This window comes from Alsobacter sp. P4_H11 (genome assembly GCF_056400925.1).
Window position 1 is genome coordinate 266,569 of the sequence record NZ_JBFUKI010000006.1, and the last position, 24,345, is coordinate 290,913.

27 protein-coding genes and 1 tRNA gene are annotated in these 24,345 nt (G+C 68.1%); 13 read left to right on the forward strand and 15 right to left on the reverse strand.

What is annotated here, in order from left to right; all coding sequences use genetic code 11:
- Positions 1–9: 9 nt before the first annotated feature.
- On the forward strand, positions 10–1,437 hold the full coding sequence (locus AC1DSZ_RS12865; protein WP_476838760.1) for a hypothetical protein: 1,428 nt from the start codon (positions 10–12) through the stop codon (positions 1,435–1,437).
- 31 nt (positions 1,438–1,468) lie between these two features.
- Here the strand turns inward: AC1DSZ_RS12865 and rplS are convergent, their stop codons facing one another.
- The 11 genes from rplS to ftsE form a co-directional block, all read right to left on the reverse strand.
- Entirely contained in the window at positions 1,469–1,861 is a 393-nt protein-coding gene (gene rplS / locus AC1DSZ_RS12870; protein WP_188520142.1) for a 50S ribosomal protein L19, read from the reverse strand.
- A gap of 121 nt (positions 1,862–1,982) precedes the next feature.
- The gene (gene trmD, locus AC1DSZ_RS12875) at positions 1,983–2,663 is read right to left on the reverse strand and encodes a tRNA (guanosine(37)-N1)-methyltransferase TrmD (protein ID WP_476838761.1); all 681 of its coding nucleotides are present in this window, start codon (positions 2,661–2,663) and stop codon (positions 1,983–1,985) included.
- Between the two features lies 1 nt (position 2,664).
- Positions 2,665–3,612, reverse strand: a complete 948-nt coding sequence (locus AC1DSZ_RS12880; protein ID WP_476838762.1) for a threonine/serine dehydratase — start codon at positions 3,610–3,612, stop codon at positions 2,665–2,667.
- A gap of 3 nt (positions 3,613–3,615) precedes the next feature.
- Positions 3,616–4,347, reverse strand: a complete 732-nt coding sequence (locus AC1DSZ_RS12885) for a carbonic anhydrase (protein WP_476838763.1) — start codon at positions 4,345–4,347, stop codon at positions 3,616–3,618.
- A complete protein-coding gene (gene rimM, locus AC1DSZ_RS12890; protein WP_476838764.1) occupies positions 4,344–5,015 on the reverse strand; it encodes a ribosome maturation factor RimM in 672 nt (223 codons plus the stop codon). The genes AC1DSZ_RS12885 and rimM overlap by 4 nt, the downstream gene beginning before the upstream one ends.
- A 33-nt stretch (positions 5,016–5,048) precedes the next feature.
- A complete protein-coding gene (gene rpsP / locus AC1DSZ_RS12895; protein ID WP_476838765.1) occupies positions 5,049–5,387 on the reverse strand; it encodes a 30S ribosomal protein S16 in 339 nt (112 codons plus the stop codon).
- 84 nt (positions 5,388–5,471) lie between these two features.
- Positions 5,472–7,043: a signal recognition particle protein gene (gene ffh / locus AC1DSZ_RS12900; protein WP_476838766.1), complete on the reverse strand. Its 1,572-nt coding sequence runs from the start codon at positions 7,041–7,043 to the stop codon at positions 5,472–5,474.
- 254 nt (positions 7,044–7,297) lie between these two features.
- The gene (locus AC1DSZ_RS12905) at positions 7,298–8,059 is read right to left on the reverse strand and encodes a lysophospholipid acyltransferase family protein (RefSeq protein WP_476838767.1); all 762 of its coding nucleotides are present in this window, start codon (positions 8,057–8,059) and stop codon (positions 7,298–7,300) included.
- 89 nt (positions 8,060–8,148) lie between these two features.
- The gene (locus tag AC1DSZ_RS12910) at positions 8,149–8,796 is read right to left on the reverse strand and encodes a YdcF family protein (protein ID WP_476838768.1); all 648 of its coding nucleotides are present in this window, start codon (positions 8,794–8,796) and stop codon (positions 8,149–8,151) included.
- 100 nt (positions 8,797–8,896) lie between these two features.
- Positions 8,897–9,889, reverse strand: a complete 993-nt coding sequence (locus AC1DSZ_RS12915; RefSeq protein ID WP_476838769.1) for a cell division protein FtsX — start codon at positions 9,887–9,889, stop codon at positions 8,897–8,899.
- Entirely contained in the window at positions 9,882–10,544 is a 663-nt protein-coding gene (gene ftsE, locus AC1DSZ_RS12920; RefSeq protein WP_476838770.1) for a cell division ATP-binding protein FtsE, read from the reverse strand. The genes AC1DSZ_RS12915 and ftsE overlap by 8 nt, the downstream gene beginning before the upstream one ends.
- 137 nt (positions 10,545–10,681) lie before the next feature.
- Here ftsE and AC1DSZ_RS12925 point away from each other — a divergent pair, with 137 nt between their 5' ends.
- From AC1DSZ_RS12925 to AC1DSZ_RS12935, 3 genes are read left to right on the forward strand one after another with little or no spacing between them, the layout of a single operon-like run.
- Positions 10,682–11,440 (forward strand): zinc-ribbon domain-containing protein, encoded by a 759-nt coding sequence (locus AC1DSZ_RS12925; RefSeq protein ID WP_476838771.1) that lies wholly within the window; start codon positions 10,682–10,684, stop codon positions 11,438–11,440.
- 59 nt (positions 11,441–11,499) lie between these two features.
- Positions 11,500–12,048 carry a hypoxanthine phosphoribosyltransferase gene (gene hpt, locus AC1DSZ_RS12930; RefSeq protein WP_188520152.1) on the forward strand — a complete coding sequence of 183 codons (549 nt, stop codon included), beginning with the start codon at positions 11,500–11,502 and terminating at the stop codon, positions 12,046–12,048.
- Between the two features lie 51 nt (positions 12,049–12,099).
- Positions 12,100–12,522: a response regulator gene (locus tag AC1DSZ_RS12935; RefSeq protein WP_476838772.1), complete on the forward strand. Its 423-nt coding sequence runs from the start codon at positions 12,100–12,102 to the stop codon at positions 12,520–12,522.
- Here the strand turns inward: AC1DSZ_RS12935 and AC1DSZ_RS12940 are convergent.
- A complete protein-coding gene (locus AC1DSZ_RS12940) occupies positions 12,462–12,983 on the reverse strand; it encodes a TspO/MBR family protein (RefSeq protein WP_476838773.1) in 522 nt (173 codons plus the stop codon). The genes AC1DSZ_RS12935 and AC1DSZ_RS12940 overlap by 61 nt on opposite strands.
- A 130-nt stretch (positions 12,984–13,113) precedes the next feature.
- On the opposite strand from AC1DSZ_RS12940, the gene AC1DSZ_RS12945 reads away from it, so the two are divergent.
- On the forward strand, positions 13,114–14,274 hold the full coding sequence (locus tag AC1DSZ_RS12945; RefSeq protein ID WP_476838774.1) for a trans-sulfuration enzyme family protein: 1,161 nt from the start codon (positions 13,114–13,116) through the stop codon (positions 14,272–14,274).
- A gap of 14 nt (positions 14,275–14,288) precedes the next feature.
- Here AC1DSZ_RS12945 and AC1DSZ_RS12950 read toward each other — a convergent pair whose 3' ends face one another.
- Entirely contained in the window at positions 14,289–15,557 is a 1,269-nt protein-coding gene (locus AC1DSZ_RS12950) for a class I SAM-dependent methyltransferase (protein ID WP_476838775.1), read from the reverse strand.
- Positions 15,558–16,286: 729 nt separating this feature from the next.
- On the opposite strand from AC1DSZ_RS12950, the gene AC1DSZ_RS12955 reads away from it, so the two are divergent.
- Complete coding sequence (locus AC1DSZ_RS12955) at positions 16,287–17,024, forward strand: cyclic nucleotide-binding domain-containing protein (protein WP_476838776.1); 738 nt, start codon at positions 16,287–16,289, stop codon at positions 17,022–17,024.
- A gap of 95 nt (positions 17,025–17,119) precedes the next feature.
- Here AC1DSZ_RS12955 and AC1DSZ_RS12960 read toward each other — a convergent pair.
- A tRNA-Gly gene (locus AC1DSZ_RS12960) sits at positions 17,120–17,194 on the reverse strand.
- A 166-nt stretch (positions 17,195–17,360) separates the two neighbouring features.
- Between AC1DSZ_RS12960 and AC1DSZ_RS12965 the strand changes: the two genes are divergently transcribed.
- From AC1DSZ_RS12965 to AC1DSZ_RS12980, 4 genes are all read left to right on the forward strand, one after another.
- Positions 17,361–17,879: a prolyl-tRNA synthetase associated domain-containing protein gene (locus tag AC1DSZ_RS12965; protein ID WP_476838777.1), complete on the forward strand. Its 519-nt coding sequence runs from the start codon at positions 17,361–17,363 to the stop codon at positions 17,877–17,879.
- Between the two features lie 97 nt (positions 17,880–17,976).
- The gene (gene trxA, locus AC1DSZ_RS12970; RefSeq protein WP_476838778.1) at positions 17,977–18,885 is read left to right on the forward strand and encodes a thioredoxin; all 909 of its coding nucleotides are present in this window, start codon (positions 17,977–17,979) and stop codon (positions 18,883–18,885) included.
- A gap of 34 nt (positions 18,886–18,919) precedes the next feature.
- Positions 18,920–19,591 carry an LON peptidase substrate-binding domain-containing protein gene (locus AC1DSZ_RS12975; RefSeq protein ID WP_188520159.1) on the forward strand — a complete coding sequence of 224 codons (672 nt, stop codon included), beginning with the start codon at positions 18,920–18,922 and terminating at the stop codon, positions 19,589–19,591.
- A complete protein-coding gene (locus tag AC1DSZ_RS12980) occupies positions 19,588–19,800 on the forward strand; it encodes a Trm112 family protein (protein ID WP_476838779.1) in 213 nt (70 codons plus the stop codon). Before AC1DSZ_RS12975 ends, AC1DSZ_RS12980 begins: the two co-directional genes overlap by 4 nt.
- Positions 19,801–19,859: 59 nt before the next feature.
- Here AC1DSZ_RS12980 and AC1DSZ_RS12985 read toward each other — a convergent pair whose 3' ends face one another.
- Positions 19,860–21,098, reverse strand: coding sequence for a ubiquinone biosynthesis hydroxylase (locus AC1DSZ_RS12985; protein WP_476838780.1), 1,239 nt, complete (start codon positions 21,096–21,098; stop codon positions 19,860–19,862).
- 126 nt (positions 21,099–21,224) lie between these two features.
- On the opposite strand from AC1DSZ_RS12985, the gene tesB reads away from it, so the two are divergent.
- From tesB to AC1DSZ_RS13000, 3 genes are all read left to right on the forward strand, one after another.
- Positions 21,225–22,100 carry an acyl-CoA thioesterase II gene (gene tesB, locus AC1DSZ_RS12990; protein WP_476838781.1) on the forward strand — a complete coding sequence of 292 codons (876 nt, stop codon included), beginning with the start codon at positions 21,225–21,227 and terminating at the stop codon, positions 22,098–22,100.
- A gap of 208 nt (positions 22,101–22,308) precedes the next feature.
- The gene (locus tag AC1DSZ_RS12995) at positions 22,309–22,647 is read left to right on the forward strand and encodes a P-II family nitrogen regulator (protein WP_188520163.1); all 339 of its coding nucleotides are present in this window, start codon (positions 22,309–22,311) and stop codon (positions 22,645–22,647) included.
- A 27-nt stretch (positions 22,648–22,674) separates the two neighbouring features.
- Positions 22,675–24,147, forward strand: coding sequence for an ammonium transporter (locus tag AC1DSZ_RS13000; protein WP_188520164.1), 1,473 nt, complete (start codon positions 22,675–22,677; stop codon positions 24,145–24,147).
- Positions 24,148–24,345 lie beyond the last annotated feature (198 nt).

A 24,345-nucleotide genomic window follows, 5' to 3' on the forward strand; every position in this document is an offset into this window, starting at 1 on the left:
CGCCGCGACGTGAACCGCTTCCTGATCTCGATCTCGAACTCGGCCGTCAGCGCGATCCTGATCGTGCTGCTGAGCTGGACGCTGTCGCCCGCCGCCTTCGGCGAGCTCACCTACACGCGCAGCATCGTGCTGTTTTGCGTGACCGCGTTGTTCGACTGGCTGTGCCTGAGCGTGATCCGCTACTGGGCCGGCGAGAGCGACGGCCGCGCCGCGCGCCAGAGCACGCTTGAGGGGCTGATCGGCTGGACCGTGCTGGCGATCCCGCCGCTGGGCCTTGTCGGCTACGCAGTCGCAGGCGCCGGCGTCAGCCCCGCAATGCTGCTCGCGATCGTGATCCACGTGGTCGCGCTGGGGTATGCGGAGAGCCGCGTCGCGATCGCCCGGTCGGATTGCGACGATCGCGATCTCGGCATGATGATCCTGCCCCGCGCCGCCTCGACGCTGGCCTTCGCGGCCGCGGCCGTTCTGGCCGGCGCGCAGGCGCTCGGCGTGCTGGCGGCGCTCGCGGCCGCGCAGTGCTCCAGCATTCTCTATCTCGTGGTCGCCCGCCGGCCCTTCCACGTCGCGCTGCGCCGCCCGGATGGCGCGCTCACGATGAAGTTCCTGCGCTTTGGCGGCGCCAGCGTGGTGGCGGACGCCGCCAATGCGGGCGGCGCGCTCGCGCTCGCCACCATGGCGGTCGCCAGCCACGGCGCATCCACGTATGGCGGCTATGCGCTCGTGAACGAGCTGCTCACCCGCACGGTCAGCGCCGCCGGATTCGCGCTGGAGCTGGCGCTGTTGCCGCTGGCGCTGCTCGCCATGGCCGAGCGGGGCAGGGCGGCCGGGCTCGCGGTTCTGTCGAAAAACATCGGTTTCTCGATCGCGGCGCTGGCCCCGATGCTGGTCGGCTTCTTTCTGGTGGCGCCCGCCTTTGCGCAGGTCGCGCTGAGCCCCGACCAGCGGGACAGCTTCGTGGCGCTCGCCGGCTGGGTGACGCTGCAATGCGTGTTCACCACCGGACGGCAGTTCATCCTGAACCAGCCGCTCTTTGCGGCCGAGCGCACCGCCCCGATCGTCTGGTGCATGCTGGCCGGCGTGCTGACCTCGGTCGCGATGGGCTGGCTGCTGATCCCGCGCCACGGGGCCATCGGCATCGCGTGGGCGCAAACCGGCGGGGCCGCCGTCACCTTCGCGCTGCAGGCGGTGGTGGTCGGCCTCGTCTTCCCGGCTTTCCCCAGCTGGCGCGCGGCCGCCGCCATCGTGGCGGGATGCGCCGCCATGGCGGCGGCGCTTTGGCCGTGGCGGACTCTCCTCAGCGGAGCGCCGGGCCTCGTCGCCATGATGGCGGCCGGCGCGGCCGTTTACGCGGCGGTACTCTGGCTGCTCGACTTCGAAGGCGTCCGCTCAACAAAAAGCCTGCGCGCGATCGGTCGCACGCAGGCTCAAAGCTCCTAGAGCGGCCGCCCTCGGGCGGCCAGCTCGCGTCTTAGACGGCGGCCTTGGGGGCCTTGTTCTTCGGCGCGTCCTTGCGCTCGGCGATACGGGCCGACTTGCCGCGGCGATCACGCAGGTAATACAGCTTGGCGCGGCGCACCTTGCCGGTGCGGACCACCTTGATGGACTCGATCAGCGGCGAGTAGACCGGGAACACGCGCTCCACGCCCTCGCCGTAGCTGATCTTGCGAACCGTGAAGCTCTCCTGGATGCCGCCGCCGTTGCGGGCGATGCACACGCCCTCATAGGCCTGCACGCGGCTGCGCTCGCCTTCGACGACCTTGACGTTCACCTGCACGGTGTCGCCGGGACGGAAGTCCGGGATGGCGCGGACGGAAGCGAGGCGGTCAGCCTGCTCCTTCTCGATCTGCTGGATGATATCCATGTCATTACTCCTGCCGGATGAGGCCCTCGGTTGATCCGTGGCCAAGCGTTCGGCGCCGCTGTTTTCAGTTGGACGCGGGTCCATACACGAGCGGGCGGGCTTTGTCGAGCCGCCGGGTGCGCTAGCGCAGCAAATCCGGCCGGCGCTCGCGCGTGATCCGCTCGGCTTCGGCGCGGCGCCACTTGGCGATGCGGCCATGGTCGCCCGACAGCAGCACGTCCGGGATGGCGCGGCCCTCCCAGTCGCGCGGCCTCGTGTAGTGCGGATATTCCAGCAGTCCGCCCTCGAAACTCTCGTCGTCGCCGGATGCGTCCTTGCCCATGACGCCGGGCAGGAGGCGCACGCAGGCGTCCATGGTGACCAGGGCCGCGATCTCACCGCCCGACAGCACATAGTCGCCGATTGAGACCTCCTCCAGCCGGCGACCCGCGATCACGCGTTCGTCCACGCCTTCGAAGCGCCCGCACACGATCAACGCGCCGGGGCCGGCCGCGAGCTCGCGGACGCGGGCCTGGTCGAGCGGTCGGCCGCGCGGGCTCATCAGCAGACGGGGCCGGACGTCACCCTCCGGCGAAACCGCGTCGATGGCGGCCGCCAGCACGTCGGCGCGGATCACCATGCCGGCCCCGCCGCCCGCCGGAGTGTCGTCCACGGCCCGATGCCGGCCGAGACCGTGGTTGCGGATGTCGTAGGCGTCGAGCGACCACGCCCCGCGCTTCAGGGCGTCGCCCGCGAGCGACAGCCCGAGCGGCCCCGGAAACATGTCCGGGAACAGCGTCAGGACGGTCGCGGACCAGCTCATCTCAAAGCGCGGCAAGGCTGGCCGGATCGACGTTGCCGCCGCACAGCAGCACGCCGACGCGTTCGCCCGGCCGCGGCTGGTAGGCGCCGCTGAGCAGGGCCGCGAGCGCGGCCGCGCCGCCCGGCTCGGAGGCGATGCGGTAATCCGCCCACAGGCGCTTCTGGGCTGCGCGGATCGCCGAGTCCTGCACCAGCGCGACGTGGTCGATCGCCGCGCGCGCGATCGCGAAAGGCAGCGCGCCGACGCGCCGGGCGCCCAGCGAATCCGCCGCAACCGACTCGACCGGCACGTCCACCGGCTCGCCCGCTTCCAGGGCCGCATGGAGGCACCGCGAGCCCTCCGGCTCCACGGCCACGACCTTGACGCGACCGCCCCAGAACCCCGCCATGCCGGCCGCGAGCCCGCCGCCGCCGACCGCGACCAGCATGGTCTCGATGGGCGCGAAGCCGAGCCGGGCCTGATCCTCTTCCCACTCCAGCGCGACCGTCCCCTGGCCTTCCAGGGTCCCGACGGCGTCATAGGGATGGATCTTCAGCGCGCCGCTTTCGGCCGCGAAGCGGTCGCAGTTCTCCTGGGCGTCCGCATAGCGCGCGCCGGCCACCACCACCTCTGCGCCCTGGGCGCCGATAGCCGCGATCTTCACCGGGGACGAGATCTCGGGCACGAAGATGCGCGCCTCGTAGCCCAGGCGCTTAGCCGCCAGCGCGGTTGCGATGCCGTGGTTGCCGCCGGACGCCGCCGTGACGCCGGCCGGCGGCACGACCCCGCCCAGCAGCGTGTTGAAGGCGCCGCGCGTCTTGAACGAGCCTGCGTGCTGCAGCAGTTCGAGCTTGAAGGTGACCTCTGCGCCCGCGAACGGATCAGCCGCCATGAGCGGCGTGCGCCGGACATGCGCGGCGATGCGCCGATGCGCGGCCCTGATGCTCTCGGGAGTGACCGGCAGCGTCATGGCTCAGCCGCAATGCATTAGGGAGAAGCGTCCTTCCGGCCCGGGACCGACCGGCTCGAACCGGCGAGTCTGCGGGTCGCGTATCAGCAGACGCCCGGTGGTCACGCCGAAATAGGCGCCATGAAGCGCGATGCGCTTTTTCTCCACCAGCGTGCGGATGCACGGGAAGGTGAGCAGGTTGGCGATGCTGTTCTCCACCGACGCCATGCCGAGCTTTTCGACATAGCCCTCGTCGGCAGGCGAGCCGGGGCCGACAGCCTCATAGGCCGGCGCGATCAGCTTGATCCAGCGGCCGATGAAGTCGCCCGGCGACAGCGGGCGCGCATAGGGGTCGGCCTCGCTCTCCGCGAAGGCGCGAACGCCGCCGCACAGCGCATGGCCCATCACGACGATGTGCTCCACCCGCAGGCCCATCACGGCGAATTCCAGCGCGGCCGAAGTGCCGTGGTTGTGCTCGTCGCCTGGCTCATAGGGCGGCACCAGGTTGGCGACGTTCCGGACCACGAAGATCTCGCCCGGCCGGGCGTCGAAGATCACCTCGGGCGAGACGCGCGAGTCGCAGCAGCCGATCAGCAACACGCGCGGTTTTTGCCCGGCTGCGGCCAATTCCTCGAAGCGCTCGCGCTCGCGGGGCAGGCGGTTCTCGCAAAAAGCGCGGTAGCCCTCCAGCAGCTGCGGCGGAAACACGTTCAGATCGTCAGCAGGCAGATCGTCGGCGCGCTTGTCGTCGGTCATACGGCCTCCTCGGGGGGTTCTTCCTCGCCTGAAGTCTCGAGCGGCGGCTCGGCGATCAGCCGTCCTCCGGCGATGTCCACGCGAGGAACCACCGCCTTGGTGAAAGGAAGCATGATCGGCCGCCCGCCGGAAGCGGGCTCGATTTCAAGGATGTCGCCGGCGCCGAAGTCCAGCACGGCCAGCACGGTGCCGATCGCTTCGCCGTTCGTGGCCTCGACCTTCAGGCCGATCAGGTCCGCCTGGTAGAATTCGTCCTCGTCCTCGACGGGCGGCAGCAGGTCGCGCGGCGTATAGAGGCGGGTGTTGGTGAGCGCCGCGGCCTTGTCACGGTCGGCGACGCCTTCGAGGCGCACCACCAGCATGTCGTCTTTCACGAGTCGGGCGGAGAGGATCTTGAACGGGCGCGCGCCGGCCTCGTCGGTGAGCGGCTTGTAGTCCGCGATTGCGAGCGGGTCTTCCGTATAGGACTTCAACCGCATCTCGCCGCGCACGCCGTGCGGGGCTCCAAGCACGCCCAGGAGAATGAGATCGCGGGTCACGCTGGTACTCCGTTCTTCCCTTCTCCCCGGGACGGGGAGAAGGTGGCAAAGCGCCGGATGAGGGGAGCGGCCAAACGAGAGCGCTTCCCCGCCACCCTCGCCCCGGCCCTCTCCCCGTTCTGCACGCAAGACGCGCCCGGGGGAGAGGGGGAAGCGCGAGCCTTACTCGGCCGCCGCAGCGGCCGCGGCGGCGCGCTCCTGGGCCTTCTTCTTCGGCTTGGACTTCTCGGGGTTGTTGCGGGCTTCGCGCTTCATGAGGCCGGCGGCGTCCAGGAAACGGGCGACCCGGTCGGTGGGCTGCGCGCCCTTGGTCAGCCAGTCCTTGGCCTTCTCGGCGTCGAACTTCACGCGCTCGGCCGAATCCTTCGGCTTCATCGGGTCGAACGTGCCAAGCTTCTCGATGAAGCGGCCATCGCGCGGATAGCGGCTGTCGGCGACGACGATCGAGTAGTGGGGACGCTTCTTGGCGCCGCCGCGGGCGAGCCGGATCTTGAGAGACATGGTGTTTTCCTCAGTTGTCCCGTCTGTGTCGGATTGAAAGGGAGCGCAGGCCGCCGACGGGATGCGGGCGGTCGCGCGCCGAACTCACTTCTTCTTCCCCCCGAAGGGGTTGAACCCACCGCCGAGGCCCGGAAGCCCCGGGATCTTTCCGCCGCCGAGCCCGGGCAGGCCCGGCCCCTTGGCGCCGCCGGTCAGCCCCGCCGGAGGCGCAGCTGGCAAGCCGCCGCCCATGCCGGGCGGCAGGCTGCCCGGCGGGAGCTTGTCCTTGAGCTGCGCCAGCATCTCGGGCGTGACCTGCGGCATGCCGCGGCCAATCCCGAACATGTTGGCGAGGCCCGCCATGGGCCCGCGCTTTCCGCCCTGGCCCATCATCTTCATCATGTCGGCCATCTGCCGGTGCTGCTTCAGGAGGCGGTTGACCTCCTCGACCTTCGCGCCCGAACCGGCCGCGATGCGCTTCTTGCGCGAGGCCTTCAGGACGTCCGGGTTGCGGCGCTCGCCCGGCGTCATCGAGTTGATGATCGCGATCTGCCGGCCGATCACCTTGCCGTCCATGTTGGCGCTGGCGATCTGGTCCTTCATCTTGGCGATGCCCGGGATCATCCCCATCAGGCCGCCCATGCCGCCGAGCTTCTCGACCTGGCTGAGCTGCTCGCGCATGTCGTCCAGGTCGAACTTGCCCTTGCGCATCTTGTCGGCGATGCGAAGCGCCTTTTCCTGGTCGATCGACTGCGCGGCCTTCTCGACCAACGAGACGATGTCGCCCATGCCGAGGATGCGGTTGGCGATGCGCGCCGGGTGGAACTCGTCCAGCGCGTCCATCTTCTCGCCGACGCCGACGAGCTTGATTGGCTTGCCGGTGACGGCCCGCATGGAGAGCGCCGCGCCGCCGCGGCCGTCGCCGTCGACGCGCGTCAGCACGATGCCGGTCACGCCGAGACGGCTGTCGAAGGCGCGCGCGGTGTTCACCGCGTCCTGGCCCGTGAGCGCGTCCGCGACCAGCAGCACCTCGTGCGGATTGGTGAGCGCCTTCACCTCCGCGACCTCAGCCATCAGGGCCTCGTCCACGGTGGTGCGGCCGGCGGTGTCGAGCATCACCACGTCGAAGCCGCCGAGCCGGGCGGCCTCCATGGCGCGGCGCGCGATCTGCACGGCTGACTGGCCGGCAACAATCGGCAACACCTCGACGCCGACCTGCTTGCCGAGCACCGCGAGCTGCTCCATGGCGGCCGGGCGGCGGGTGTCCAGCGAGGCGAGCAGCACCTTCTTGCGCTCGCGATCGGTGAGGCGCTTGGCGATCTTGGCGGTCGACGTCGTCTTGCCCGAGCCCTGCAGGCCGACCATCAGGATGGCGACGGGCGGCACCGCCTCGAGGTTGATGGGGTCTGCCTCGGAGCCCAGCGTGTCGACGAGCGTGTCGTGGACGATCTTGACGACCATCTGGCCGGGCGTGACCGACTTCACGACCTCGGCGCCGACCGCTCGGGCCCGAACCTTGTCGGTGAACGAGCGCACGACCTCGAGCGCCACGTCCGCCTCGATCAGGGCGCGCCGGACCTCCCGCAGGGCGGCGTTGACGTCGTCCTCCGTCAACGCGCCGCGGCGCGTCAGCTTGTCCAGAATGCCTGAGAGCTTGTCGGACAGCCCTTCGAACATCAAACACCACCTGATTGCGTGATCCGCCCCGGGGGCGATCAAGCGCATGAATGCGGCGACCTCACGTCCTGAACCGGCTCCGGGCGTTGAATGACCCACAAAGCGAAACGCGCCCGAGGGCGCATCGCGCTGTCGGACGGTGACCTCCGGGCGCGGGGCCCGGGCGGCGGCTCAAGACGAAGATCGTCGTTGATGGGCGGGGCATAGGCGAAATGGCCTGCCGAGTCAACGAAACCACGGCGGCCGGGGCGGGCTCAGCCCGCGCGGGCGGGCAAAACGGGCGCGTCGGCGCCGAGTTCGGCGAGGCCCTCGGCCAGGAGCCGGTCGGACGCTTCCTCGATGCGCGCCTGCAGCACGGCGGCGAATTCCTCGCGCGGCATGTCGGGAGGCAGCGGCGGCAATATCTCGACCAGAATGGTGCCTTTCCGATGCTTCAGGCTGCGCCTCGGCCAGAACAGGCCCGAATTCAGCGCGATCGGAAGGCAGGGCACGCCCAGGCGCTCGTAAATGTGCGAGATGCCGTGCCGGTAATTCGGCGGCGCGCCCGCGGCGCGGCGGGTGCCTTCCGGAAAAAGCAGGATCTGGCGGCCCCGGTCGTGCCGAATCTCATCGCGGGCCTTGTCGTTTAGCTGCCGCAGCACGGCCGGGCCGCCGCGCCGGTCCACCGGCAGCATGCGCGACTTCAGGGCGTATTGGCCAAACAGCGGAATCCAGGTGAGCTCGCGCTTCAGGATAAAGCACGGGTCGTCGAACAGGCCGATGAGCGCGAAGGTCTCCCAGATCGACTGGTGCTTGGAGGCGACCAGCAGCGGGCCGGGCGGGATGTTCTCGCGACCGCGGACCTCGAGGCCGATGCCGCCGATGACGCGGCAGATCCAGACGAAATAACGGCCCCAGCTGCGGATATAGGCCATCAGGGCCCGCCGGGGCAGAAAGAACGTCGGCAGCGCCAGCAGCATATAGGCCACCAGGCTGATGTAGAGCACGACGTTGAGGGCGAGGGAGCGAAGCGTCATGGCGGGGTCCGGACGATCCGTCGAGGACGGCCGTCCTGCTTAGTGGTTTTTCACCCCGAGGGAAACGGCCCCGGCACGCGTCAGGCGTTCTAGCGTCGGGCCGCCAGCTTGGCTTCACGATGCGGCGGAGCTGACGCCATCGCGCTGTCGGGAACGCCTAGCCCGATGCGCGCCATCGCGGCTACGAATTTCACGTATTCGACCGCCAGCAGCCGGACGGTGCCGGGCTCGCGCCACCAGCCGTCGAGATCGAGTTTATCCGCCACCACCGGATGCGGCAGGAACTGGCCTTCCGGCATTGCGTGCGCGAGTTCGGCCAGCGTGCGCGGCATGTGGTAGGTGGACGTCACCACGAGAAGGCGACGGAAGCCGTGCTGCCGGGCCCAGTTGCGGGTCTGCTCGGCGTTACCAATGGTGTTCAGCGCCTGGTAGTCGAGGTCGACGCAGCAATCAAAGAACGACTTCAGGTCAGGGCGCTGTTTGCCGACGCTGTCGCGCGTCGTTCTGGCGTTCACGCCCGTGATCAGGAGCCGCTCTCCCTTGCCGCGCGACAGGAGCTCCATCGCGTCCGCGATGCGCTCGGCGCCGCCCGTGAGCGCCACGATGCCCTCGACCTTGTCGGTAGGCGGCGGCTCCGTGCGGGCGAGGCTCTGCACAAACAGGAAGAACCCCGCCGCGAGCCCGACGGCCGCCAGCAGGCACGCCGTCACGGTCAGGTTTCGCGCGAGCCTCAGCATCGTGATCCAGTTTGGTCGCCTATCCGCGTCATGATTTCGTATTCATGATCACAGAAGGTTAACGATAATGAACCCGCCTGTCTGGCGGGCCGGCATGCGGTCAGGAGAGCTCCTGGAGCGTCCGCCTCACCGTGAGGCGCGACACCACCGCGGTCACCACCGCCACCAGGAGGGCGATCGCCACCACGGCGAGGAAACCGCGCCAACCAAGGGCGAAACGGCCAAACAGCGCTTCGAGTTGCGTGCCCTCGGGCGTCGCCGTCCAGGCGGCCGCCGTCCATCCGGCCGCCAGGTAGAACCCGAGCGCGGCCGCGCCGCCGATCAGGCCGCCCCGCAGGCCGAGCCGCAGGAAGTGGCGCTGGAACTCCACCGCGATATAGGAGTCGCTCGCGCCGACGAAGTGCAGCACCTCCACGATGCCGCGATTGCCGTCCATGGCGCCGCGCGTCGCGAACGCCACCGCGAGCCCGGTCGCCGACAACACCAGCGCGAGGATCCCCAGCCCGAGCAGCACGAAAGTGTTCGCCATGGTGGCGAGGCGCTCCATCCAGACCCGGTGGTCGTCGAGGCTCGCCCCCTTCACGTCGTTGGCGAGCGTCTGGCGCAGCGTGGCGAAGTCGACGCGGGCGTCCGGGGCAATCTTCAGCACCACGAGGCGCGGCACCGGCAGCTCGTCGAAGTTCAACCCGACCCCGAGCCACGGCTCCAGCAGCCGCTCGGACTCCTGCTTGGAATAGATTCGAACCTCCGCGACCCCGGGCGCGGCGCGCGCCGCGGCGGCCGCCTTCGCGACCTCGTCGTCTATGGCCCGGCCCGGCCCCGGCCGCACCTGGATGGTGACTTCGCGCGACACCTGGCTGCGCCAGTCCGCCGAAGCATCCGACAGCAGCTGCGCCGCACCGGCCGTCAGCCCGGCCAGAAAAGTCATGATGGCGATCACGGTGACGAGCGCCCGGCCGGCGATGGACGCGGCCGGCACCAGGGGCTGGTTGCGCCCGAGCGGCCGCTCCCGCTTCTCGCCGGCGGCCTCGGGCTCCCATTCCAGGCCCGGCGGCGCGTGCGGGGAAGGGTCCTTCATGTCGACGTCAGTCATAGATGTGCAGCCGTCCGTCGCCCAGCACCAGGCGGCGCGCCTGGTCGAACTGGTCCATGAGGGCGAGATCATGCGTCGCGATCACGATCGCGGTGCCGGTCTTGTTGAGCTCGACGAACAGCCGCAGGAGGCGCCGCGCCAGGGAAGGATCGACGTTGCCGGTCGGCTCGTCGGCGAGCAGCAGGTCCGGCCGCACGATCAGGGCGCGCGCGATGGCGGCGCGCTGCTTCTCGCCGCCCGAAAGCACCGGCGGCAATACGTGCATGCGCTCGCCCAGGCCGACCCAGCGCAGCAATTCGACCACTTCGCCGCGATAGCTCGACTCGTCGCGGCCTTGCACGCGCAGCGGCAGCGCGACGTTCTCGTAGGTCGTGAGGTGGTCCAGAAGCCGGAAATCCTGGAACACGACGCCCATGCGTCGGCGCAGGCCCGTCAGCATGTCCTTGTCGAGCGTGTTCACGTCCTGCCCGAACAGGTGGATCAACCCACGGGTGGGGCGTAGCGCCAGGAGGATCAGCCGCAACAGCGTCGTCTTGCCGGCGCCCGACGGCCCGGTGAGGAACTGAAACGATTGCGGCTCGATCGAGAAGGTGATGTCGCGCAACACCTCCGAGCCCATTCCGTACCGCAAACCGACATTCTCGAAGCGGACCACGCTTGCACACGCCCCTGTGGATGAACGGCCGGCGAAAGGCGCCGCCCAGGCGGTCTTTACCATTCATTAAGGCTGCAGGACGACCAATGAACGGCGAGGCAGGAGAAGTCCTCCGCAACCACTGTGCCTGATTCGCGATGCTGATCGTTTGTCCGTCCTGCGCAAGCTCCTATTCGCTGACCCCCGAACAACTCGGGGCAGGGCGGAGCCTGCGCTGCGCAAAGTGCCGGCATACCTGGCACGCGACCCCCGCCGATGCGCTGGATGAGCCTCTCGACGCGGTGGCGATCGGCGCCGCCGAATCCGATCGCGCCCACGACGCCGCCGCCGAGGCGGAAATCTCCCACGCTGAAATGATCGAGCCCCTGGTCCCGGCGGAGCAGCAGCCGACGAAATCCCTGAAGCCGGCCGCGAAGCCGAAGCACCGGGCCGCGAAGAAGCCTCGCACGCCGATCAAGGTCTCGGCCGGCTTGGCGGCGGCCGCCGTGCTGGTCGTGGTGCTGGGCGCCGGGTTGGGGCTGCGCGCCAAGATCGTCAGGATCCTGCCGCAGACGGCCGGCCTCTATGCGGCCATCGGAATGCCCGTGAACCTGCGCGGCCTTGAATTTTCGGCCCTTCGTTCCGAGTTGCTGGTCGACAAGGACAAGGCCGTCCTGCTCGTGGAGGGCGAGATCACGGGCGTCGCCGCCCAGACGACCGAGATCCCCAAGGTGACCGTGAGCTTGCGTGGCCCGGAGGGTCGCGAGATCTACGCCTGGACGTCCGATGTCGGGCGCGCCGCCCTCGCCAAGGGCGAGAGCACCACCTTCCGGGCGCGCCTGGCGTCGCCGCCCGGCGAGGGACGTGACGTAGTCGTGCGTTTCGCCGAAACTGTTCCGCAAGCGCCGACGCATTGACGGGGGCGGCCCGCGCGAGCCGCCATGGCTGAGCGCCCCTCCAGACAGGATTAGAGACGATGTTCGAGAACCGGCGGGTCCGCGTATTGTTCGACGAGGCGGCCATCGCGGTCCGGAACGAGGAGATCGCCCGTGATATCGCGGCGCGCCAGCCCAAGGACCTGCTCGTCATCGCGATCCTGAAGGGCAGCTTCATGTTCGCCGCCGACCTCATGCGGGCGCTGCACCGGGTCGGGCTGACCCCGCAGGTGGAATTCATGCACCTGTCGAGCTACCGGGCTGCGACTGTCTCCTCCGGGCAGGTCTCGATCCTGCGCGACGTCGAGAGCGAGGTGAAGGACCGCGACGTGGTGCTGGTGGACGACATTCTCGAATCAGGCCGCACTCTGGCCTTCGCCAAGGATCTGCTCGCGGCGCGCGGCGCGCGCGTGATGACCTGCTGCCTGCTCGAAAAGCCCGGCAAGCGCGCCGTGTCGATCAATCCCGATTTCGTGGGCTTCAGTTGCCCCGACCTTTTCGTGGTCGGCTACGGGATGGATGTCGCGCACTCGTTCCGCGAACTCCCGTTCATTGGCGTCGTCGAGCGCGACGACGCCGTCCAGACCTGACCGGCCGGCGACAGCCCGGCGCACGCACCAGGAAGCAAGAAGGAAGGATCGATGGCGCGCATCCTCATCGCCGATGACGAGGAGCCCTTGCGGGGCTTCATTGCCCGCGGCCTCCAGCTCGACGGCCACCTCGTGGACGCCGCCGCGGATGGGGCCGAGGCGCTCGACATGCTCCTGCTCGAAGGAGCGGCCTACGACCTGCTCCTGACCGACATCCGCATGCCCATGATGGACGGCATCGCGCTGGCGCTGGCGGCCGCGAAAGCGCGCCCCGACATGCCGATCCTGCTGATGACCGGCTACGCCGACCAGCGCGAGCGGGCGCGCAACCTCGAGGCGCTGATCAAGGAGGTGCTGCCGAAGCCGTTCTCGCTCGCGCACCTGCGCGACGTGGTGCGCGAAACGCTCGACGGTCAGTTCAGCAGCACGATGGATGCGTTCAGCGCCGACGCGAAAGCGACCCAGCACGCATAAGGGACCAGGATCCAGCCGGCAGGCGGATCCAGCCGCCGAAACAGCACGATGGTGGCCAGGATCGCGATTTCGAGCGCGATCACGACCACGAGGCCGAGCTTCGGATTGTGCATGCCGAAAAACGCCACGGACCAGAACGCGTTCAGGGCCATCTGGATCAGCCAGACCGCGATGGCCCGGGTTCGACCGGGCGTCCCCGGGTTGAGCCGCAGGATGCGCCAGAACGCATACGCGATGGTGAGGTAGAGCAGTCCCCAGACCGGGCCGAAGATCCAGTTCGGCGGGTTGAACGACGGCTTGTTCAGCCCCGCATACCAGGTCGGGATGTTGGGCATGGTCGCCATGTTGCCGACCCCGCCCGCCAGCGCGACGAGGCCGATCGCCAGCAGGGCGGCGAGTCCGGCGTTCATGGGCTTGCGGGACCGGGTTTCGGCCCCGTGAGGCTGCGCTTCACTGGTCATCATGTCCTCCGCCACCAAGGTCGCGCGATCGCGCTGGAAAGCAAGGGCTCGCCGCCCACGCGCGGGGTCGCGGGGCTTGTGGCCGGCCGCCCTCTCTGGTTGAGTTCGCGCCTTCTCGTAAGGACGCCCCATGTCGAGCAACAAAAGCCCCCGCTGGTCGAAGCGCACTCTTTCCGCCCAGGCGATGGGGCATACGGACCCGGTGACCCACGCGGTGGTGTCGCCGATCCATGTCGCCACCACCTATCTGCGCGATCCCGATAACCAGTACTCCACCGGCTACGTCTATGGCCGCCCGGACAACGCCACCGTGCGCGAAGCCGAGGGCGTGATCGCCATGTGGGAGGAGGCCGACGCCGCCCTGGTGTTTTCCTCGGGAATGTCCGCCGCCACGGCGGTGTTCCTGGCGCTCGCGCCCGGCGACCATGTGGTGGCCCCGACCGTGATGTACTGGGCGCTGCGCAACTGGCTCCTCACGGACGCCAAGCACTGGGGCTTGGTGATCGACTTCGTCGACACGAGCGACGTCGACGCGGTGCGCAACGCCGTGCAGCCGAACCGTACGAAGCTCGTCTGGCTGGAGACGCCCTCCAACCCGCTCTGGTCCATCAGCGATATCGCCGCCATCGCGAAGATCGCGCATGCGGCAGGCGCCAAGGTGGCGGTCGACTCCACCGTTGCGACGCCGGTGTTCACGCGTCCGCTGACGCTGGGCGCCGACATCGTCATGCACGCCGCCACCAAGTCCCTGAACGGCCATTCGGACGTGATCGCGGGCGCGCTCGCGACCGCCAAGCAGGACGCGCTCTGGGCGCGCATCGTCTCCAACCGGCGCAATCTTGGCGCCATCCTGGGGCCGTTCGAGGCGTTTCTGCTGATCCGCGGCATGCGGACGCTCGACTTGCGGGTTCGCGCCGCCGCCGCCAATGCGGCCGATCTGGCGCAGCGTTTCTCCAACCACGCCCACGTGTCCTCCGTGCTCTATCCCGGCCTGAAGACCCACCCGGGCCACGACATCGCGGCCCGTCAGATGCAGGGCGGCTTCGGCGGCATGCTGTCGATCCGCGTGCGGGGCGGCGAAGCCAGCGCGGTTGCGACGGCGGCCGGCGTGAGCCTGTGGAAGCGCGCGACCTCGCTGGGCGGGGTGGAGAGCCTGATCGAGCATCGCGCCTCGATCGAGGGCGCGGGCTCGCCCTGCCCGCCCGACCTGTTGCGGCTGTCCGCCGGCATAGAGGATGTGGAGGATCTGTTCGCGGATCTCGACCAGGCGCTCCGGCGGGCGCACGGTTGAGCGGCGGCGGGCGGCTACTCGGCCGCCTGCCTTCTCTCGGGGGCCAGGCTCTTCACCGGCGCGACGACGTCCGGCAGCGGATGCGCGGCTTCGAACGCCCCGATGTAGTCGCGCGTCAGCGGCACGACGTCGACCCGCTTGGCGAGTTGCACCTGGAACACCACGTGGCCGCCATACCGGAAGGTCGCCTCGCTGCCGGCCAGGTAGAACTCCCACATGCGGCAGAACCGTTCGTCGTAGAGCGCGCGGATCTCGTCTCTGTTGCGGTTGAACCGCTCCCGCCAGCGTTTCAGCGTCTCGGCGTAATGCAGGCGCAGCACTTCGACGTCCGTCACATAGAGCCCGGCGCGCTGGATCCAGGGCAAGATCTCCTGCAGGGCCGGCGAGTAGCCGCCTGGAAAAATGTATTTCTGAATGAATGCGTTGGTGGCGCCCGGCCCGTCTGCGCGCCCAATCGTGTGCACCAGCGCGACGCCGTCATCCGCCAGCAGCGAGGCGATCTTGCTGAAATAGGCGTCGTAGTGGTTCAGCCCGACATGCTCGAACATGCCGACCGAGACGATCCGGTCGAAACGGCCCTGTTCGGCCCGGTAGTCGCGCAGCTCGAAACGGACGCGGTCGGCGATGCCGGCGTCCTGCGCCCGGGCGTTGGACACCCGGTGCTGCTCTTCCGAGAGGGTCAGCCCGGTCACGTCGATCCGGTCCAGCGTCGACAGATAGAGACCAAGGCCGCCCCAGCCTGACCCGACGTCCAGCACCTTCTGGCCGGCCGAGAGCAGCAGCTTGGCGGCAACGTGCCGCTTCTTCTGGGCCTGCGCCTGCTCGAGCGTGTCGGTGGGCGACAGGAAATACGCGCAGGAATACTGGCGGTCGTCGTCCAGGAACAATTCGTAGAGACGGTCCGAGAGGTCGTAATGATGCGCCACGTTGGCGCGCGACCGGGTTGCGGGGTTGAACTGGAGCGCGCGCCGCGCCAGCACGCGCAGGCGGTCGTTCAGCAGCGCCAGCGGACCACCCGGGATAGCCCATTCGGCGTTGGCGAGAATGATGTCGAGCAGATCATAGATCGTCCCGTTCTCGACCGTGATTCGCCCATCCATGTAGCCCTCCCCGAGGGCCAGCTGCGGATTGGCGAGCAGCCGGTACATCGTCGCCGAATCATGGATTCGCATCGTCACGCTCGGGGCGCCGCCGCCAAAGCTCTCGATGGTGTTGTCCGGGAGGGCGATCCGTAATGCGCCCCGCTTGATCAGATGCCGCCCAATGAGCCCAAGAAGGTGCATGGCCAACTCCGTTCCCGCGTGCGACGCCGCCGAAACAGCGCCAGCATGAACTTGGCGGGAACGCATGCCGGCGGCCGGGAGTTGCATTGGGGATTGGTCATGTACGTTGCCGGGCCGCATCGCCCGCTGGATTATTCATTAAATTCGACGATGTAGGACATTATACCGATTGGGTCTGGAGATTGCGTCTGATAGTTAGGCGCGTGACTTGGCTTGCTCTCGGAGCCAAGACGGCGCGGTTGCGCCGCCCGGGGCGGATTTGCGTTGATGAAGCGGTTGACGACCACGGACTTGCAGAATGCTGCGCTTGAGCATTGTCGTGAACAGTCCCGCCTTGCTGACGCGATTAGTGGCCGCCAAAGCGAAAAATGTGAAGAAGCTTGCGCTTCCTGCATGTCAGCCATGCGGAAGGCCTTAAGATACGTCGGCGATCAGGTCGGCTTTCTAGTAACGGACGACGAATCCACCGCAATGCACTAATCGGCTGTCGTGAGTTTAGCCTACGTCCGCCGATCTCACGTAAAGGTTCATCGTTCCCAAACTCACCCGTTACTTTCGTTTTTCCCGTGTATTCTGAGAATTCGCTTGCATTTGGGCACACTCGCAAAGATGTTTTGCAGTGCCATTTCGTGTTGTGGTGATTTTGGTTGACCGGCCTGAGATTGGCGTCTACTTTGCCAACGCCACATATGTATTGTGGGCTATTGTCTTAATTCAATATGGTTCGTCGTGGCGAGCGCTGTCATCGAGTTGATCAAAGACGCACCCCTCTTTCGAGGCGTGACGGAGGATACGCTGAGGGCTCTCACGCAGGGCTCGTTCGTTCAGCGATACCCCGCCAACGTCTTGCTGTTCGACGAGGGTGAGGTTTCACCCTTCGTGTACGTGCTGCTGGAGGGCCAGATCGAGCGCTTCTCGGTGCATCGCGGGCGCGAGTCGGGGCTTGGCTTCATCGAGGCCGGTGCGACGTTCATTCTCTCCGCGGCCATCACCCTTCAGCCAAATTCTTACTCGGCGCGCACCCTGGCCAATTCCCGCTTCGTGCTGATGCCGGCGCAGAATCTGCGGGCCGTGTTCCAGACCGACTTGCGCTTCGCCCAGAACCTCGCCCGCGACGTCGCCGAGAGCGAGTGCGAAGTGCTTGCGGAATTGAAGAACCAGAAACTCCGCACCATGGCGGAGCGGCTCGCCAACTGGATCCTCACCACTGTGCCGGCGGAAGCGCAGGGCGAGTGGACCCGCCTGCCGATGAGCAAGCAGGCGCTGGCCCTGTATCTGGGCACCACCCCCGAAAATCTCTGGCGCAGTTTCGTCGCCCTGGAGCCTTACGGCGTCGGCGTGCGGCGCAGGGAAGTGTCGGTGGCGGATTTCGCCAAGCTGACCGATTTCGCCGGTCCCAATCCGCTGATTGACCGCCGCAAGACGCGATCCGACGCCGAGCGCATCGGCGCCCCGGCGTCCGACTGACCTCGCTCTCCACGACACAAAACGCCTAAAACGAAAAAAGCCGCCTTTCGGCGGCCTTTTTTCGTCGCTGCGTCTCTTCGGGGTGGAAGAGACTTTGGAGCGGGCGAAGGGATTCGAACCCTCGACCCCAACCTTGGCAAGGTTGTGCTCTACCCCTGAGCTACACCCGCATCCTCCGGAGCGCTTCGGCCGCCGGCGGGCGGTATATGCCGCAACTCGGCCGACGATGCAACAGGGCGCGCGATCTTTTCTTGCCGTCCCGCCCGCTGCCGGGCTTGCGAGCCTGAGAACCGCTCACGTATGAACCCCTAAGTCCGCCGTCACCAAGGATCGCCGATGCCCGCCACGCCAGAGGATGTCTTCGCTTTTCTCGCTTCCCTCGGCATCCCGCACGAGACCGTGGAACACCCGGCCGTTTTCACCGTCGAGGAATCCAAGCGGCTGCGGGGCGAACTGCCCGGCGCGCACGTGAAGAACCTCTTCGTGAAGGACAAGAAGAGCCGGCTCTTCCTGGTCTCGGCGCTGGAGGACACCGTCATCGACCTGAAGAAGCTGCATGAGCTGATTGGCGGAACGGGTCGGGTCTCGTTCGGGTCTGCCGAGCTGCTGGTCGAGACGCTCGGCGTCACGCCGGGCTCCGTGACGCCTTTCGCGGCCATCAACGACACCACCGGCCGGGTCACGGTGGTGCTCGACAGCCGCCTGCTCGAGCACGAGCGCATCAACGTGCATCCGCTGGTGAACACGATGACGACCGGCGTGTCGCGCGACGACCTGCTCCGCTTCCTGCGGGCGACCGGCCACGAGCCGCTCGCAATCGCGGTCGGCGAGGCGCGCCAGGACGCCGTCACCTAAATGCGCCTCAGGCGGGTGGTCGACGTTGCCGAGCCCACCTGCGGGGCCCATGTTACGCTCATGCGAACGCCGGGCGCTCCCGGCCAGGAGATCGAAGATGGCCTTTGAAGCCACGAGCGCCGCCCCCGCGGGGGCAGACACCCTCGTCTCGGACACCACGACCCAGGGCTTCCGCCAGGACGTGCTCGCCGAATCGATGCAGCGGCCCGTTCTGGTCGACTTCTGGGCCCCCTGGTGCGGTCCCTGCAAACAGCTCACGCCCGTGATCGAGAAGGCCGTCAAGGCGGCCGGCGGCAAGGTCAAGCTCGTCAAGATGAACATCGACGAGCACCCGCAGATCCCCGGGCAGCTCGGCATCCAGTCGATCCCGGCCGTGATCGCGTTCCAGCGCGGGCAGCCGGTCGACGGCTTCATGGGCGCGCTGCCCGAAAGCCAGGTGAAGCAGTTCATCGAGCGCCTCGTCGGCCCGCTCGGCCCCGGCGCGACCGCGGAGCTGATCGCCGAAGCCGAAGCCCTGCTGGCCTCCGGCGATGTGGCCGGCGCCGCAGAGCTCTATGGCGCGGTGATCGACCAGGAGCCCGAAAACCTCGCGGCGCTGGGCGCGCTGGCCAAGATCCATGTCGAGGCCGGCGATCTGGAGGGCGCCAAGGCGATCCTCGCCATGGCCCCGGCCGGCAAGGAGAACGACCCCGCTCTCGCGGGCGCCAGGGCGGCGCTCGATCTCGCCGAGAAAACGGCATCGCTGGGCGACACGGCCGACTTCTACGCCCGGATCGATGCGGACCCGGCGGATTACCAGGCCCGCTTCGATCTCGCTCTGGCGCTCGGCGCCAAGGGCGAACGCGAGGGCGCGACGGACCAGCTGGTCGAGATCATCAAGCGCGACCGCACCTGGAACGACGATGGCGCGCGCAAGCAGCTGCTTCAGTATTTCGAGGCTTGGGGGCCCATGGACCCCATGACCATCGCGGGACGCCGCAAGCTTTCGGCGCTCCTTTTCCGATAGGGCGCGGGGCGAAGCCCCGACAAAGGAGCCGGCCATGGCCATGAACGCCAGCTATCGGAGCGCCGCCGATCTTCCGGCCGTCATCCCGGTGTTTCCGCTGCCGGGAGCCTTGCTGCTTCCGCGCGGCGAGATGCCGCTCAACCTGTTCGAGCCGCGGTATCTCGCGATGCTGGACGACGCCCTGAAGGGGCAGCGCGTGATCGGCATGGTCCAGCCGGACGTCGAGTCCGAGATCATGCCGCGCACGCCCAGCCTCTACGGCGTGGGCTGCGCCGGCCGCATCACCCAGTTCACCGAAACGGGCGACGGGCGCTGCCTGATCACCCTCACAGGCGTGGCGCGATTCCGAATCGTCGAGGAGCTTCTGGTGACGACGCCCTACCGCCAGTGCAGGGTGGATTTTTCCGCGTTTTCGTCGGACTTCGAGGCCCGCGCCGGCGAAGGCGAGGTCGACCGCGAATCGGTGATCAGGACGCTCAAGGCCTTCGTGGAGGCCAACGACCTCTCGATCGACTGGAAGGGCATCAAGGAGGCCTCCAACGAGGCGCTCGTGAACGCCCTGTCGATGATGAGCCCCTTCGAACCGCGCGAGAAGCAGGCGCTGCTGGAAGCGCCGGACCTGAAAACCCGGGCCGAGATCCTGGTCGCGATCACCGAGATGGATCTGGCGCGCGGCCAGGACGGATCGGAGACGCCGCTGCAATGAGCCAGGAACCCGTTCCGGACAACGCCCCGCAGGCGACCCGCATCGATCCCAAGCTTCTGGAAATCCTCGTCTGCCCGCTCACGCGCGGGTCGCTGGACTATGATGCGGCCCGGCAGGAGCTGATCAGCCGCTCTGCCAGGCTCGCCTACCCGATCCGGGACGGCATACCGATCATGCTGCCCGAAGAAGCGCGCCGCCTGGACGAGTAGTCCGCCGACGCCTGTGCCGGGCGTGCCTGCGTGCGGCGTCGTTCACCTCAATCACCGCCCTAAAGCGGAACGCCGCGCAGAAGGCGGGGCATGTCCGGCGACACCGCCGCGGCCTGGCGGATAAAGAAGCGCTTCAGCCCCGGCATCCTGTCCACCATGCCGAGGCCGGCGTCGCGCAGGAGGCGCAGGGGCGTGTTGTCGTTCGAGAACAGCCTGTTGAGGCCCTCCATCACCATGCCCATCGCGACTGTGTCGAAGCGGCGCGCTCGCTCATAGGCGGCGAGCACGTCGGGCGAGCCCGGATCGAGGCCCAGTTGCGCGGCGTCCACGACCGCCTCCGCGAGCGCGGCGACGTCCCGGAACCCAAGATTCAGCCCCTGGCCGGCGATCGGGTGGATGACATGGGCGGCGTCCGCCACGAGAGCGAGGCGCTCCGCCGCGAACCGCCGCGCGACCATAAATTGGAGAGGCCACGCAGCCGGCCGCGTCTCCAGCGTGAGCCGGCCGTGGCGCAGCCCGAAGCGGCGCTCGATCTCGAACAGCAGATCGTCGTCCGCCAGGCCGAGCAGCGCCGGCACGTTCTCGCTGCGCTCCGTCCAGACGATGGACGACCGTCGGCCGCGCAGGGGCAGGATCGCGAAGGGCCCGGACGGCAGGAAATGCTCTTCGGCCCGGCCTTCGTGATCCCGCTCGTGCCCGATCGTCGCCACGATGCCGGATTGCCGGTAGGGCCAGGAAACCGTCCCGATCCCGGCCTGCTCACGCAAGGGCGACGCGGCGCCGTCGCAGGCCGCCACAAGGCCGACCGAGAGCGTCTCGCCGCCCGAAACGCGCACGCGCGCCGTATGCGGCTGCGGCTCCACGCGAAGCACCCGTTCGGCGCGAACCTCGACGCCTGCCTCGGCGGCGCGCCGGCTCAGGGCCCGGATCAGGCTGGCGTGCTCGACCATGTGGGCGAAGGGCTCGTCAGGCCCGACCTCTCCGCCGAAATCGAGAAACACCGGCCTCACCGGGTCAAAGGTGCGGCTGTCCGTGATCGCCATGCTGCGGATCGGCTCGGCGTCGGTCGCGATCTCGTCCCACGCGCCCAGCACCTCGAGCATCCGCCGCGCGCCGGTCGCCACCGCGAAGGCGCGGTCGTCACGGCGGGGAGCCGCCGCCAGGGCCGGATCGCAGATCGAGACCGCAAGCCGGCCGCCCACCGCGGTCTTGAGCGCCAGCGCCAGCGCGAGCCCGGCCGCGCCGCCGCCCGCCACGAGCAAGTCCAAGCGGGGCTGGCGGGGTGAGGCGTCGCTCATCGTGAGGATCTCCGGCTGGCTTCCACCCTTGTCCTACGCCCGCGCATGCCGGCCGACAATGCGAACACGGCTGGCGACAGCCCGCGGGGGAGTGGCATAACGTCAGCCCGAACCGTGAGATCCGCCATGTCCGACCCCGTCGCCGAGTTGCTGACCACCCTCGACCTGGAAACGTTGGAGCTGAATCTGTTTCGCGGGCGCAGCGACTACACGGCGTGGCAGCGCGTTTTCGGCGGGCAGGTCATTGGCCAGGCCTTGATGGCGGCCTGCCGCACGGTCGAGAACCGCATGCCGCATTCGCTGCACGGCTACTTCATCCTGCCCGGGGATTCCAAGCTTCCCATCGTGTACGAGGTGGAGCGGGTTCGGGACGGGCGAAGCTTCAGCACGCGGCGCGTCAAGGCGATCCAGCGGGGGCAGACCATCTTCACCCTGTCGGCGTCCTTCCAGAGCGAGGAGGGCGGCTTCGAGCATTTCGTCCCCATGCCGGACGTGCCGATGCCCGAGGACCTTCCCAGCGGCGATCAGACCGGCGTGCAGGTCGCGCCCAGGATGCCGCCCTCCGTGCAGCAATATTTCGCGCGCAAGCGCCCCATCGAACTGCGCCCCGTCGACGTGACCCGCTATGTGAGCCGCGAGCCGCGCGACCCGGTGTTTCGCATGTGGATCCGCGCGACCGCGCCCTTGCCGGACGATCCGATCATCCACCGCTGCGTTCTCGCCTACGCGTCCGACATCGCGCTGCTGGATTCGGCGCTGGTCGCACATGGGCGCAGCGTCTTCGATCCCGACATCCAGGCCGCCAGCCTCGACCATGCCCTGTGGTTTCATCGGCCGTTCAAGGCGGACGAGTGGCTTCTCTACGCTCATGACAGCCCGTCCAGCGGTGGCGCGCGCGGCTTCTCGCGCGGTTCCGTGTACACGCGCGACGGCATCCTGGTCGCGTCCGTCGCGCAGGAAGGGCTGATCCGGCCCCGTACCGCTAAAGTGCCTGCCGAGTAAGCATTCGCCTAAAAAGAATGCACAACCAGGACGCGTGCTCGAAGCGAAGCGCACGTTGCTGGAAGGTCGCACGCCGAATCGGCGCGAATCAGTTCGCCTGACCCTAGCCCAAAGTGCAGGGCCGAACTGGCACGACCCTTGAAAGGTGTTCTCCGGCTCGAACCGCGCATCGTCGATGTGCAGGTGGCGTAACGGGGATCCGACATCCATGAAAATCGTGATGGCCATCATCAAGCCGTTCAAGCTCGAGGAGGTTCGCGACGCGCTGACCGCCATTGGGGTGCACGGCCTGACAGTGACTGAAGTCAAAGGGTATGGCCGGCAGAAGGGGCATACCGAGATCTACCGCGGCGCGGAATACGCCGTCAGCTTCCTCCCGAAGCTCAAGATCGAGGTGGCGATCGCTGCCGACCTCGTCGGCAAAGTCATCGACGCGATTTCGGCCGCCGCCAAGACCGGCCAGATCGGCGACGGCAAGATCTTCGTGTCTCCCATCGAGCAGGCCGTCCGCATTCGCACCGGCGAGCGCGACGCTGACGCTCTCTAAGCCGCTTCCTGGCAGGAGTTATCACCAATGAAGTTGTCTACCACAGTCAGGGCGAGCGTGTTTGGGGCGTCGCTCGCCGTGCTGACGAGCACCGCCGCGTTTGCGGCCGATGCGCCGGTCCCCAACAAGGGCGACACGGCCTGGATGCTCATCGCCACCGCCCTCGTGCTGATGATGTCGGTCCCGGGGCTCGCCCTGTTCTACGGCGGCCTGGTCCGCACCAAGAACATGCTGGCGGTGCTGACCCAGGTCTTCGCCATCGTGTCGATCGTGGCCCTGCTGTGGGTGTTCTACGGCTACTCGCTCGCCTTCACGAATGGCGGCGGTCTCAATGACTTCGTCGGCGGCTTCTCGAAGGCCTTCCTGAAGGGCGTCGACACCAACGCGGTCGCGGCCACCTTCTCGAACGGCGTCGTGATCCCCGAGCTGGTCTACATGGCCTTCCAGATGACCTTCGCGTGCATCACGCCGGCCCTGATCGTCGGCGCCTTCGCGGAGCGGATCAAGTTCTCGGCGCTGATCGCCTTCGTGGTCCTGTGGGTCACGTTCATCTACTTCCCGATCGCCCACATGGTCTGGTACTGGGGCGGCCCGGACGCCATCGGCGACGCCGCCAAGGCGGTTGCGGCGGCTGGCGCTGACGCGGCTGCGAAGACCGCCGCCGAAGCCAAGCTCGCCGAGGTCACGGCCGACGCCGGCATGATCTTCAAGTGGGGCGCTCTGGACTTCGCGGGCGGCACCGTGGTGCACATCAACGCCGGCATCGCCGGCCTGGTCGGCTGCATCCTGATCGGCAAGCGCGTCGGCTACGGCAAGGAGCTGATGGCTCCCCACTCGCTGACGATGACGATGATCGGCGCCTCGCTCCTGTGGGTCGGCTGGTTCGGCTTCAACGCCGGCTCCAACCTCGAGGCCAACGGCACCACCGCGCTGGCCTTCGTGAACACCTTCGTGGCCACCGCGGCCGCGGCCGTGTCCTGGCTTTTCGTGGAGTGGATGGCCAAGGGCAAGCCCTCGCTGCTCGGCATGGTGTCGGGTGCGGTCGCGGGTCTCGTCGCCATCACGCCGGCCTCGGGCTTCGCGGGTCCGATGGGCTCCATCGTCCTCGGCCTCGCGGCCGGAGCGCTCTGCTTCTTCTTCTGCTCCACGGTCAAGAACGCCATCGGCTACGACGACTCCCTGGACGTCTTCGGCGTCCATTGCGTTGGCGGCATCCTGGGCGCCATCGCGACCGGCATCCTGGTGTCCCCGGACCTCGGCGGCACCGGCCTGGTGGACTACGCGGCCAAGCCCGGCGAAGCCGCTCCCGGCGAATACGTCATGGCCACGCAGGTCTTCGCCCAGCTCAAGGCAGTCGGCCTCACCCTGGTGTGGTCGGGCGTCGGCTCCGCGATCCTCTACAAGGTCGTGGACGTGATCTTCGGCCTGCGCGTCACGCAGGAGAAGGAGCGCGAGGGTCTCGACATCGCCGAGCACGGCGAGCGCGCCTACAACTACTGAGATGCGTCGGAGGGCGCAGTCCCCTCCATTCCTCCCTGAACTGGGCGGCAGGCATTCCCTGCCGCCCTTTTTCTTTTTGGGGCTGCGCCACGCGCCGGCTCCGCCGGGCCCCGATGGTTAAGCCACCTTTAACCGGGGCGTCCCTACGGTGAATCACCCGGCCTGCGCGTATGCGCGGGTCGCCCCCCATTGTGTGTG